Source organism: Funiculus sociatus GB2-C1, assembly GCF_039962115.1.
Lineage (GTDB): Bacteria > Cyanobacteriota > Cyanobacteriia > Cyanobacteriales > FACHB-T130 > Funiculus > Funiculus sociatus.
In genome coordinates this window covers 16,423-29,172 of record NZ_JAMPKJ010000071.1, presented here as the reverse complement: position 1 = coordinate 29,172, position 12,750 = coordinate 16,423, and the positions used below count along the sequence as shown (strand labels likewise).

The following is a 12,750-nucleotide window of genomic DNA, read 5'->3' as shown; positions in this document are numbered from 1 at the left end:
TTAAGGTCGTCTAGCGATATAGTAAGTTGCAGATTATCTAAATTAAGCCATTTAATAAAGAATATAATATCGGAATAACAGCCAGTAGCATCGAAAATAGTAATATTAGGCCTGGGAGACAGTAGCTTCATCAAAGTTACCCAGTCTTGGAGCCTCATAGATTCCCATAATTCTGGCACTGAGAGCAAAAACGACATATTTTCGTCTCGATCAAAGTTTTTAAAGCTATAAGTAAATACTTCGAGCTTATCAAGTTTTATTAATTGGGGTAAGTACTGAAGAATAAATCTTCTACTCATAGGTTTGACTGTAGATTTTTCCCAAGCTATGTCGTATATTTCAGTTAAAAGTCTAGCCAGTTGCATTTTTCTAACCTATTTGTCAGATAACAAATTATTTGTCGCTATTAACAGATTAGTGTCCTTAAACCAAAAGCTCTGCAAATATTTTACAATAGGATTTTTGGACTAACTAACACTTTAGTAGAGATTCCTCTTTTAAGCCATAATTGTCTTAACTCCAGCTTTTCTTCATCCAAATATATCTAGGCTTTGGTAGTGATAGAAACGCTCAACAACAAATAATCTGTTATTCGATATTTGGCCATTGGATGAAATTCTGCAATATCCAATTTTCATTTAAAATGTATCGCAACTCATTTATTAATTATCTCATGAGACATAGATAAAAAGATGAGTTATGAGACACGGCAGAGGTAGATTTGAGGGGCGTTGGATTAACTCAAGAAATATGTCTTATAAACGGTCGAAAGCAAAGCTGATCGCAGACTTGTAATGTTACTGATGATATGCTCTCAGAAGTGTCAGAGTACGGGAGTCGGAGTAGTTGAGCGCATTATATTAAATCCGGTTAAATGACCATTGATGAATTAGGCTAATGTTACTCATCTGTCAATTCCAACGTTGCACCTTAGAGCAACGCCAGTGTCATCACTGAGCCAGCTAGAAGGATGCATTTGGAGCTGCGATCGCTCTTCAATTTAGTCACGCATTGCCATCTCGTCTCCCGAATCGATATCTTTAATCCTTTTAATTAAAAACAGCTTTGTCACTCTCTACTTGCTAAGACATTCCTACTTCTGAGTTCCAATGTGCTTACAGAGGCGCTTGTCGCTCTCACTGACATTAGGGTTGGTCTTCTGACCGCGCAGCCAATCGCAACCGCGCACTAGTAAATCTTCTAAATCGAAATTCCATAGAATTATCGTGCCATCAATACTTGCAGAAGCAATGGTTTTGCCATTTGGGCTGAAGCTGACGCTAGTAACCGCACCGCTATGCCCTTTAAGGGTCTGCAACTCTCTACCCTCAATGCTCCAGAGTTTGACAGTTTTATCCTTACTTGCAGAGGCAATGGTTTTGCCATTTGGGCTGAAGCTGACGCTAGTAACCGCACCGCTATGCCCTTTGAGATCTAGCAATTTGGAGTAGCCTTGAAGGCTTTTATCCAAGACGCTCTGACCTTCAATACGTGTAAAACTCAAAGATTCCTCCGTATATTCCTTCCAAAATGTATGATTACCCGTATGCTCCCTCCAGATTGTGATATCTTGAGGATTACTGTTAGCCTCCCAAGTGAGGAAATCACCCTCACCCCAGACTTTGACAGTTTTATCCTCACTTGCAAAAGCAATCATTTTACCGTCAGGGCTGAAGCTGACGCTAATCAACAAATAGGCTTCCCATGCTTCCCCTTCGGGAATGACTTTTTGTTCCCCGTCGGGGATTAACAGAAATTTTCTGTTCTCAATACTCCAGCGTTTGACAGTTTTATCACCATTTACAAAAGTAATGGTCTTGCCGTCAGGGCTGAAGCCAACGCTAGTCACCCCCTCACTTTGCTCTTTGAGGCTGTGCAATTCTGTGCCTTCAATACTCCAGAGTTTGACGCTGCCATCACTACTTGCAGAAGCAATCGTCTTGCCATCGGGGCTGAAGCTGACGCTAGTAACCTTACTGCTATGCCCTTTGAAGGTATGCAATTCTGCGCCCTCAATGCTCCAGAGTTTGACAGTTTTATCCTCACTTGCAGAAGCAATAGTCTTGCCGTCGGGGCTAAAGCTGACGCTAGTAACTTTACTGCTATGTCCTTTGAAGGTATGCAATTCTGTGCCCTCTACACTCCAGAGTTTGACGGTTTTATCATCACTTGCAGAAGCAATAGTCTTGCCGTCGGGGCTGAAGCTAATATTCCCCCCGCTATACCCTTTGAGGATTCGCAGTTCTTTCAACTCATAAACCACCTGCTGCAATGAAGCTAAAACCCTTGTTCGGGTATCGGCTTTTACCTCCAAGGTTGACCATTTCAGTACCAACCCTGCTTTTAAACTTTCTATCAGCGCCTCCGAATGATTACCCGAATTGAAAAGGGCTTGTGAACGTTCACTAAGGCTATTGATCTCAGCATTGCTTCGACCTATTTCAGCTCGTATCCGTTCTGTGTTGGCTTGCTCCCATTGCCAAAAAGCTCCTACAGCCAAAATCGAGACTACTGCCAAGCTACAGACAAGCCCCATGATAGTACGTTGCCGTCGGCGTTCCTGCTGCTTGCGCTCTCTATCTCGTAGTGCCAAACTCAACTGGATGAAAACTCTTTCAGTAGGGCTGAGTTCCACGGCTCGTGACACAAGCCAACTTTCCGCCTCTGCCAAAGGCACACCTCGCAACAAGGCTCCTTCATCTTTACCGCTAGCCTCCCACTGACGCAAAGATGCCCGCAGCCGCTCTTGCCAAGTGCGAAAGCTCCGGTCAACATCAATCCAGGAGCGCAAGCGTTCCCATCCCGCAATCAACGCTTCATGCACAATCTCAACTGTCTCTTCACCCAATGCCTCATCCCTGCTGCTGACCACTAAACGAGCATCAGCCAAGCGCGTCACTAAATCCCAGTTTTCTTCTCCCACCTCAGCGCGAGTAGCCAGACGGCGAGTATCCTCCGTTCCTTCCCCAGGACGCACCAATTGAATAAATATCCGCCGCGCCCGTTCCTTTTCTTCCTCATTGAGCCTGCCATACGCCTCCTCCGCATAGCGACTCAGGGCAGCTTCTACACCGCCAATTTCCTCGTAAGCCGCATGAGTTAGCTGAGCATCTCGCTGTTTTGCCCACAACTGATTCAGGGCAAACTCCAATAACGGCAAATCCCCCGGTTGTGTATTCACCGCATCTAGAATGCGTTCTGTCAGCCCCGACTCAATCGTCACTCCCAGCATCGCTGCTGGCTGTTCCACTGCCGCAAGCAGTTCCTCCCGGTTCATGGGGCTAAGCTTCAGGTCAGCGTACTGCAACGCATCCCCAAAAGGGCGGTAGGAAAGTGCCTGTCCTAAAAAGTCAGCTCGCAACGTGAGGACGAGAGTGAAATTCGGCGTGTACTCGCTCGCCTCCAGCAAGTTATCCAGAAATAGCAGCCGCTCTCGTGCATCCCGACAGAGGGTATAGAGTTCCTCAAACTGATCGACTACCAGCAATAAGCGATCGCCGGATTTCTTCTCCAAAATGCGTGCGCTTGCATCCCGCAACCTTAAATCTCCCTGTCGCAGCGCTGTAGCCAACTTGTTAATTTCAAGTAACTGGTCAGTTTCGCTCATCTGGGTTTCCAGCAAGGGCACTAGCTTAGCTGCCAGGTTGCGGAAGGGGCGATCGCTAGGACGAAAAGCCTCAATTACCCAAGTTTGTTCGGAACGCAACTGAGGAATGAGACCAGCAAAGACCACTGAGGACTTGCCACTCCCAGAAGGACCGATTACTGCAACCAGCGACTGTTGTTGCACCGCCTCAACCAGCATTTTAGTGAAAGTGTCCCGTCCTTTAAAGAACAGTGCATCCACTTCCCGGAAGGCGAACAAACCCCGATACGGGCAAACTTCCGTGGGACGACGACCTAAGTCTTGCCACATTGGCGGCACCGCAGCGGGATTCTGGAAAATCACTGGCAACCAACTGGCACAGGGAAAGTTATTCTCTAAACCCTGCAACTTTAATCGGGCTTCTCGTTCTGCCAGATAGAAAGACTTATCCGTAGCAAAAGCGGCGAGAAAATCAGTTAAAAATGCCTGTGCCACTTCATCCGGCACCGGCTCGCGCATGACAATCATCTGCCCAATATGCAACTGTTCTAGCTCAAACGCTAATCCCAACCCATCACAAGAGTTGAAAATCGCCAACTGCAACCCACCAGCAACGGCATTTCTCAGGGCATATTTGAGTTGTGCGATCGTTAGACTATCCGTCTGATTAATGTAAATCTGACCCGTGTCACCCTCAGTCTTGCTATGACCTGCAAAAAATAGGATATCCCAGGGTTGGTTCCACAGATGGTCGTTGATGTCCTGGCGTTGAGGCTCTACCAGAAAGGTCGTTACTGCATCGGGTAAACTTTCAAGTAACTGCCGGTCTTTCTGGACATTTATACCCGTACTGTTGCCCAGAATCGCCAAAATTTTAACTGGAGTTCGGTAAGTAGGCGTCTTCGATGAAGTTGGTTCTTGAGATTCTGGCGCACTTAATGCCGCTTCCGCTAGTGGGTAATCCTCAATTAAATCCCACAGATGCCAGGGAAGTTTCCGCAGTTGCACACTAGATGAGCGAATCAGCACTCGCACTTCCTCAGAGGGTGATAATTGTTGGAGGCATTTCTCCCGAATCGGACGGAAAGACTCTGAAACAAGCCAATTATTCAGGTGTGATCGCAGCTCAATGGCACAATTTTCGCAATCGGAGCGCCACTCGGTGAGGGAACCACCGTAAACAATTTTTTTGGCTTTGATTCGGGACGACTTCCCAATACTGCGATAGGCTGACTGCCACTGGTCAATTGCTTTAACCAAATCGATTGCTGGTGGTAGTTGACCGATAGTTTCTGTATTGGGGCGTTCTCCCTCCAAGCCAATCTCCAGCGTGACCTGAACTCCTTGTTCCAAATCACCATCTAGCTTTAGGACAACTAACTTTCTCATGACCAGCACCCTGTACGAGTGTTCTTACCTTCAGATGACAAAATTTTCGCTCACGCTAATATTCCCCAAAGCTACCTTGACCGTGAAACATTCTCCCGGAAAACCGCTAAATTGCAATTGAATGAAATTATTGCTGCTTCTCGTTTGGGCTTCCATTAGCACAGCACCCTCCTCATCCAGTGCCATCAGTTGGAGATTTGGCGGTAAATAGATTTGACCGCTTGTGGGACGCACCTCCACCAACATGTTCATTTCTTTATCATTTTCTGGAGTAAAGGCGACGACTAAAATCACCTATTGACCAGTCAGTTCTATCCCCAAGTCAATCCGCGTATCCCGCTCAATCCTAGCTTCTAGAGTGCTTCTAAGACTCAGATATAGTGTAATCAGCTTGTAAAGTACCGAGGCTAGAGGAGTCGGGGCTTTTGGAGAGAGTATATCTATATATTGCCCCTCGTTGCTGCTTCTCTATATTTGGGTCTATAGAGAAGAAATTCCTGTATTTCTGAATGACGATCGCATTTTTGGCAACGGTTCAGGAGTCCTGCTCGATCAAACCAGAGCTTTCGATTGGAGTTGATAGAGTATTTTCTTCCATTCCAGAATACTTAACTTTCCCAACTGGTGATCGCATTTTTGGCCGCGGTTCAGGAATTCTTACCCATAAAACCAGAACCCTCGATTGGAGTAAAGAGAGGATTTTCCTTCAAGTCAGAATACATGGTTTCCCCGACTCTAACCTACTTTTGCCATCCCACCTGCGACTTTTCCATGAGGTCTATTGTTTCAAAGACATAAGTCACCCCGCAGATCGCACCCTGCAAGCTTCGCTTCTACCTTGCCGCATTGCTCTTGAAGCGAAGAGATCGCACCCTTGACCGCGGCGGCGGTTAGTCTTGAACAGATAAGTCGCGATCGCACTCGCGCACAACTTCCGCTTCCTTTGTGCCATCCGCTTCGGCAATGCCCCTAATTTTCTCCTGCCACTCCACCGGGAACCCTCGCGCAAAACATGGGTGATTCTGCCATCTGTGCCGACCTTGCTATCAGTTACAAATTCAGCGTAACGGATCTTACTTGATGACGGTGATAACAGCGCAGGCATAAGCAAAAATCATCGATTGCGCCCGAAACCCTGATTCTCTCGTGAGGCGGATGGAGCGGGATTGATAAGCTCAGTTGACTCCGGTAATCCGAGATATTTAAACCAACGCTAGGGCAATACTTGTAGCCGTGTATTCCACGAAATCCATCTTTCGTGTAATCTAGCTATGAAGTAGTAAATAGCAGCATGAAGGTTAGGGGCAACGGGCAAGGGAAAGTTCTCACCGCAGATGAATTGAGGCGGTTGTTCACCGATGGGTTAAATTCGCCACGCGATCGCGCTCTGTTTGCCATCTGCCTTTTTACTGGATGTCGTGTATCGGAAGCACTGGCACTGCAAACTACGGACATTAAAAGTGGAACGTTGACTTTCAGGAAGTCTACCACGAAGGGAAAACTAAAAACCCGCGTTGTGGACATTCAACCTGCACTAGCGGCAATACTGGCAGAGTACCAGCTCGCTCAAGCCAGGGGCGTTGTTTCCATCTGGAGTCAGGGGAAAGGAACACTTGACTCGGTTTATGGCTGATAAGATTTTGAAGGATGCTTGTCGCCGGATTGGAGTAGAGGGAGTTAGTACCCACAGCTTTAGGCGAACTGCTCTGACTCAAATGCACAATGCTGGGATACCGCTACGACACATTCAGGAGATATCCGGACACAATGACCTGGGTACTTTGCAGCGCTATTTAGAAGTATCGCCAGAACAGAAGCGTAAGGCGGTATCGATAATTGGTTGGTAGGATGCGATGCAATCGCAGTCCATAATCTACTAGCCCAAATAAAAAAAACAAAGAGAAGAGATTTTGGTTATATCCAAGCGATATGTTACCTGACGCTGCCATTCCTGAAACCTCAAAAACCTCGCCGGAAACATTTCAACGTCACCTCGCTACAAGAATGCAACTCGGTATGAATGCCGCGTTAGCTACCTGTACCAACGCATTCTGCAACCAAGTATAATTAGGAACTTGATTTTATTCCAATTGAAGAGATTGTAAATTCCATGCTGGGTGAAACTGATCTTGATGTTCTCCTTAAATCTATGAAGCCTGTGTTGCGAGACGGAGAGTTTGTGTTTTGTATCCTATCTCCTCAATGCTTCAATGAATTGGATTTTCAGCCTATTGGTCAGTTTCAGGAAGATGAAGGGCTGACTTTAATTCTGAAACGAGAACAAGCAGATAATCTGGGGTTGCAGTACGAATACATTTCTCGGATGATTACTTTATCTGTACATTCCAATCTGAACGCAGTAGGTTTTCTAGCCGCAATAACGGCAAAACTCACTGAGTATGGTATCAGCGTCAACCCAGTTGCAGCCTATTACCACGATCACTTGTTTGTACCTACAGAAAAGGCAAACGATGCCATCAAAGCACTTGCTGAATTGTCGAGATAACTACGAACTTGAGATAAAGCCTTTTTGACAAACTATCTATTTGCCTAGACAGATTGAATCGGTGATGTCAAGGGGTAAAAAAATTCTTGAACACCAGCAAGGGCTATGAGTAGTAATTATCTTAAGACTAAAGACAGCTTTTATTTGATCGCCTCTACATTCTGCTCATTCTTACTGTTTTATTTTGGTCTGGGAAGCTTATTTTAGGTCGGGCTACAATGTTTCCGTCGCTTCCTCAAAGGTGCGGTACTGCGTTGAGGCTCCTTTAATACCAACCCGCCGACTTGCTTTTCTCAATATCCTGGCGGCGGAGTCTAGATTGATGTGTCCAACATTGAAGCGACCGGGAAATAAATACACGTCCCCGGCTTCTGGTTGATAGATTACGAGGATGGAGCGCAGGTCTTCAATGATGGGAATGGTACGAGTGTCCAATTGCCCTTTGGTGTTGCCTTTTCTAATTAACAAATTAGGACGCACCCGACGCTTGGTGTCGTAAACGTCTTGGGTTAAAAGGGTGCAAGCTTCATTGATTCTGTAAGCACTAAACAGGGCGACGGCAAACAAGCAACGATCTCGATTACTTCAAGCTTGCAGGATTGGTAACTGGTTTACCAAGAGTCTAGCCGGGACAGGTTCGTTACCTCCCAAATGACCTTGAGAAATTGACGTAAAACAATAGACGAATCCTCCTGTCGCCAAACAACAGCAATCTGCCGATTTAGGGCTGCATTTTGGAGCGCTCGATAAACGACTCCCTCACGGTGTAGCGTTTGAATATGGTTAGGTAAGATCGATATGCCAACCCCTGCGGCAACTAAGCTGAGCAGTGCGACAACTCCAGTTGCTGTGACAGTTTGATTGATTTTCGGTTCAAAACCCGCCTCCCGACAAAGAGTGACAACTTTTTCATAGAAAGGCAATACATCAAAGGGAGGTAAGATAATCGCATCCTCTGCCAGTGCTTTTAGAGAAATTGTCATTTGGTTAGCAAGAGCATGGGTGCTTGGTAGCGCGACAATGAAATATTCTTCAAGAATGGGTTGAAAGCTCAAAGCGGGATCATTCTGCTCAAAGCTGGGAGAACGAGAAAATATTACATCTAATTGATGGTTCTTGAGCATCTGTACTTGAATATCCTGCACGATTGTGCATTCATGCAATTCTAGTTCCACCATTGGAAATCGTTGCCGAAACTCTTGCACGATCTCCGGCAGGATCGTGTTTGCAATCGAATTGTTCATGCCGACGATCAAACGCCCTATTTCACCCCGACTGGCTTGTCGTGCACGAGAAACCGCTCGCTCGAAATGAATTAATGCTTGCTGCGCTTCTATTAGAAAAGCTTGACCCGCTTCAGTTAGCTCAAGCGGACGTTTACTGCGATCGAAAAGCTTTACTGGCAATGTTTTTTGATCGATACTCAGCAATTCTTCAAGCGCCTGAATCCTCTGGCTGAGGGGAGGTTGCTTAATTCCTAAACGCTTTGCTGCCGCGCTGAAATTGTTGTCAGCCTGCACCACTGCAATGAAGTAGCAAATCTGTCGAAGCTCAAACTGGCTAAGATGCTGGAACTCCATATCCATCCTTACTATATTCTCAAGCATATTTTGGTATGCACTTACATGCTCATAGCATATAAAGACTGGCTGATCAGGTGCATATACGCATCCAGTTCAAATCCTGTAACTTTGACCTCTGTAGCAAGACAACGCCGACGCTGAAGGAGAATTTTATGAAGGTAAATTCAACGCTCGCTACTACATCCAGTCGTCTAAATCGGGAAAAATTACCTCCTGAAGTCGAAGCGCAAAAGCAGGTAATCACTGAAAGAACGGTCGCCTATTGTAACGAATCGCTCGATTGCAGCCGCTTTTTCACCCTTCTTAAAGACGGAGAAATCACCCCGTCCGTCATGCAATATGCTTTCCTACAGTACCAACTGTGGCGGGATCGTCTGCATCAGTGGTTTGGATTATGCATCGTCAAAGCCGGAAGTTGCACTGACCCGGATCAGAAAGCAGCAATCATGTCCCTAGCAGATCACACATTCACAGACTTGCAGGATGGTCATAGTGAGATGTATTTAGGATTTCTCCACGATCTAGAACTTGGCGATCCTGAAATCAAGGCATCTCGTCGGAGCGCGGCTACCGTATCGTATGAGCGCTCATTCTTTGACGACTTCGGTTATGGAACAAATAACTTTTACGAAGCCCTTGCGACTCTGAGCGGACGAGAGCTATGCGTGGCAGTACGTAATGAAAGAATTCTCCAGTATTATTTCGATGCCCGCAGCATGAAGCATCCAACCTGGCTAGCATTGCACGCGGAATTAGAAGTTGAGCATTTTCATGATGCGATTCGTCCGGCACTGACACGCTACACAGGGAATTTAGCGAAGATTGCCGATCTGATGAAGGCAATCGAGCGGGGGATCGATCGACATGTGCAATATTTTGAGGAGATGCTGCATGAATACGAATCTCGGTAGTTCTAGGAAAATCCTAAAAAGGTAATGATGAACTGTAGGCGTTAACAAAGTACCAGGTTGCACCAATACGACTGTCAAATAATTTCAAGAATGCCAACATTATCAATCAGGTATTGAATAAATAAATTATTTGTCATCATTTTCCGGCGAACTGCTTTGACTCAGATGCACAATGCCGGGATACTGCTTAGGCACATTCAAAAAATATCGGGACACCACGAGCTAGGTACGTTGCAGCGGTATCTAGAAGTATCGCCAGAGCAGAAGCGTAAGGCGGTATGGATGATTGGTTAGTGAAGGTAGTAGGCTGCGATGTCCGCTTGATCCGAAGGTTATTTGCTATCGCTTAATTGTACAGTTGAAATGCCTAAATTTTTCGTGACAATCGTGATAATCTAGTTTAGAAGTTCTTGATGTAGGGCATTTTCTAAGTAAATCTGAAGTCCGCGGGGAGCGTCTCTAAACTCATTGTAATCAGTTTTACGAAGATACTATAAATTAAGTGGAATGAACCTTGGAAAAACATGAAATATGTGATTTACCGCTACGTTATTTCACTGAGCGTTGTAACTTTTTATCGTGCTTCTCGTGCGTATCGAGTTTCTAGCAGAAGTGAAGCAATATTAAGAAGTATACCGTATTCATTGTTATCGCTTCTGCTAGGTTGGTGGGCTATTCCCTGGGGGCCTATTCGGACAATACAAGCTCTTATTATTAATCTTGGTGGTGGAGAAACTATTATTGAGTCAAAAAACTCCGTACATAAAGCAAAACCAGGTAAAGATATCTCGGATATTTATCCTAATCTTGAGCGTGTAAAAGCATCAATAAAAGCCTTATACAAACATTTCTCTCTTCAGGATATCTACTCGTTCTCAAGCAGTATTCCTCCTGAGGAAATATCGATGACTTCTAGAGAAGATCCCGTTATTACTGCTCATCGTTTAGCAGGCGTAATTGTACGCCGCCTAAAGCTTCCAGAAGGGTCTATTCTAGTTAGTTATAGAAAAAGCTTGAAACACGCCGGACAAGTGGAACTGACACCAGAAAATGAATACTTAGTAGAGCTAAATGCGCGATATAAGGAAAACCAACAAGATATCGCAGCAATTCTGTCACACGAAATTACCCATGTTTTCTTATATCGTGCTGGATTGCTCTTCCCAAATAACTATGACAATGAAATATTGACAGATACAGCTTCTGTTTATCTAGGTATTGGGTGGCTCATTTTGGATGCTTACCGACTTAAAGAAACCCAAGAAAGCAATAGTTTTGGGCAATCATATATTCGGTATCAAGAAGAACGGTTAGGATATCTCACACCAGAAGAATTCGGATATGTACTTGGCAAACGAACGATTAATTTTAAGGAACAAGTAAATCGCTTTCTTACAAGCTCTGCTGCTAAAGAAGCTTTCCAGAGGGGTTTTAAAAGAGCAAGGATGGAGTATCAACAGCCACCAATGAAAAATTGTGGATTGATAAAGCGTATGCTTTATCGATGGAACCAAAGACGTATTGTTAGTGCAAGCCGCTCTGGAAATTTTAAAAGTCTCTCGCGTCCATTTGAGGGGTACCAATTCGATGTCTCAAATGATATAAGAGTTGTGTTTGAGTGTCCAGTATGCAGCCAAAAACTTCGTCTTCCTATCTACAAAAATATTTTGGCTCATTGTAGTATTTGTCAGTCATCTTTTAAGTGCAAAACTTGACTGTCTGGCTACAATATCGGCGGCAAAACTCAAGCAATTTCTCCCCCTGGTAAAACCGTGCAGCTCCGAGAGATTGAACGCGATAGTGTTGCGCTGACTTGTCAGTTCCCTACGGGCGCACTGTTGCTGAGTTGTACCTGGCGAATCAGTCAGTAAACCTGCAAATGGTGAAGCAAGGGCAGGCTGTCGTGTATCGCCAGTACCTGAGCGGCTGTACGTCCACCTTGAATCAGTACCTCCAGGCTGAAGCCCAAGCCAAGCAGAAGAAGTTGGGATTCTGGAATCAGTCCAAGCCAGTCATGCCGTGGGATTTTAGGAAGGGGCAATCCGCAAGTAATCAACCGTCCTCTAACGCCTTGCCCAAGCCAGCTTCAGCTCCCCGTCAAAACTGTAGCCCAGCTTATCCAGGCGTATGTATTCCCCCAGGCCCACCGGATCTGAATTGCCCGGACATCTCCTACCGGAATTTCAAAGTTCTGCCTCCCGATCCGCACGGCTTCGACCGTGAGAGCGATAAGGGTTGGATGCGAAAAGCAGTGAGGAGCGATCGCCTGCTGCTGGTGAAAACTAAAATACTGTGTCGTCTGTCAAAAGCACTACACAGCATTCTTCCTATCAAGTTTTATGGATGAGTTTACGCAGCCTTCTCGCTATCGGGTTGAGTTATCCACTGAACCAATTGAATCACTACCCCGTTAGGGTCTGTCACTTGAAAGAATCGTTCGCCCCAAGGTTCAGTCTCAATCGGAGTTGTGATCCGTACACCTTCAGCTTGCAATCGCACATATTGGGTGTCAATATCATCCACGACAAACGCGATTAGCAAACCATCTGCCCGATGTTCACGCATGTGGATGGGTTTGAAGCTTTCCAATCCAGTTTGCAGAAAGATAAGATTGAAGCCAGCATCGTCTCTCTTTAGGGATACGAAGCCATCGGCTGACATCTCTTCGCTAAAGCCAAAGTGTTGTTTAACAAATGTAGCGGATGCCGTGACATCATCAACGTTAAGTGAAATCGCTGAAGCTGTTATTTTCATTGTTTTCCCCCCAGTGGAATG

The 12,750-nt window shown here is 45.5% G+C and carries 11 protein-coding genes and 2 pseudogenes; 6 read left to right on the top strand and 7 right to left on the bottom strand.

What is annotated here, in order from left to right; genetic code table 11:
• The 4 genes from NDI42_RS24080 to NDI42_RS24065 all read right to left on the bottom strand — a co-directional run.
• Nucleotides 1-365 (bottom strand): hypothetical protein (locus tag NDI42_RS24080; RefSeq protein WP_206755974.1); only part of this gene is annotated, 365 nt, incomplete at its 3' end.
• A gap of 728 nt (nucleotides 366-1,093) precedes the next feature.
• The gene (locus NDI42_RS24075) at nucleotides 1,094-4,975 is read right to left on the bottom strand and encodes an nSTAND1 domain-containing NTPase (protein ID WP_190460557.1); all 3,882 of its coding nucleotides are present in this window, start codon (nucleotides 4,973-4,975) and stop codon (nucleotides 1,094-1,096) included.
• 30 nt (nucleotides 4,976-5,005) lie between these two features.
• Nucleotides 5,006-5,269, bottom strand: coding sequence for a DUF1822 family protein (locus NDI42_RS24070; protein WP_190460555.1), 264 nt, complete (start codon nucleotides 5,267-5,269; stop codon nucleotides 5,006-5,008).
• Between the two features lie 505 nt (nucleotides 5,270-5,774).
• On the bottom strand, nucleotides 5,775-6,080 hold the full coding sequence (locus NDI42_RS24065) for a hypothetical protein (RefSeq protein ID WP_190460552.1): 306 nt from the start codon (nucleotides 6,078-6,080) through the stop codon (nucleotides 5,775-5,777).
• Between the two features lie 186 nt (nucleotides 6,081-6,266).
• Between NDI42_RS24065 and NDI42_RS24060 the strand changes: the two are divergent.
• Nucleotides 6,267-6,822: pseudogene (locus NDI42_RS24060) on the top strand (tyrosine-type recombinase/integrase).
• A gap of 263 nt (nucleotides 6,823-7,085) precedes the next feature.
• Nucleotides 7,086-7,481, top strand: coding sequence for an ACT domain-containing protein (locus NDI42_RS24055; protein WP_190460550.1), 396 nt, complete (start codon nucleotides 7,086-7,088; stop codon nucleotides 7,479-7,481).
• Between the two features lie 213 nt (nucleotides 7,482-7,694).
• Here the strand turns inward: NDI42_RS24055 and NDI42_RS24050 are convergent, their stop codons facing one another.
• Nucleotides 7,695-8,048 (bottom strand): site-specific integrase, encoded by a 354-nt coding sequence (locus NDI42_RS24050; protein ID WP_190460548.1) that lies wholly within the window; start codon nucleotides 8,046-8,048, stop codon nucleotides 7,695-7,697.
• 44 nt (nucleotides 8,049-8,092) lie between these two features.
• On the bottom strand, nucleotides 8,093-9,088 hold the full coding sequence (locus NDI42_RS24045; RefSeq protein ID WP_242017889.1) for a LysR family transcriptional regulator: 996 nt from the start codon (nucleotides 9,086-9,088) through the stop codon (nucleotides 8,093-8,095).
• A 128-nt stretch (nucleotides 9,089-9,216) separates the two neighbouring features.
• Between NDI42_RS24045 and NDI42_RS24040 the strand changes: the two genes are divergently transcribed.
• The 4 genes and pseudogenes from NDI42_RS24040 (at nucleotide 9,217) to NDI42_RS24025 (ending at nucleotide 12,322) form a co-directional block, all read left to right on the top strand.
• Nucleotides 9,217-9,975 carry a heme oxygenase-like domain-containing protein gene (locus NDI42_RS24040; RefSeq protein ID WP_190460546.1) on the top strand — a complete coding sequence of 253 codons (759 nt, stop codon included), beginning with the start codon at nucleotides 9,217-9,219 and terminating at the stop codon, nucleotides 9,973-9,975.
• A 141-nt stretch (nucleotides 9,976-10,116) separates the two neighbouring features.
• A pseudogene (locus NDI42_RS24035) lies at nucleotides 10,117-10,269 on the top strand (tyrosine-type recombinase/integrase); the annotation flags it as partial.
• A gap of 230 nt (nucleotides 10,270-10,499) precedes the next feature.
• On the top strand, nucleotides 10,500-11,690 hold the full coding sequence (locus NDI42_RS24030; protein ID WP_190460544.1) for a hypothetical protein: 1,191 nt from the start codon (nucleotides 10,500-10,502) through the stop codon (nucleotides 11,688-11,690).
• 98 nt (nucleotides 11,691-11,788) lie between these two features.
• Entirely contained in the window at nucleotides 11,789-12,322 is a 534-nt protein-coding gene (locus NDI42_RS24025; RefSeq protein ID WP_242017888.1) for a thermonuclease family protein, read from the top strand.
• A gap of 2 nt (nucleotides 12,323-12,324) precedes the next feature.
• Here NDI42_RS24025 and NDI42_RS24020 read toward each other — a convergent pair whose 3' ends face one another.
• Nucleotides 12,325-12,729 (bottom strand): VOC family protein, encoded by a 405-nt coding sequence (locus NDI42_RS24020; RefSeq protein WP_190460543.1) that lies wholly within the window; start codon nucleotides 12,727-12,729, stop codon nucleotides 12,325-12,327.
• Nucleotides 12,730-12,750 lie beyond the last annotated feature (21 nt).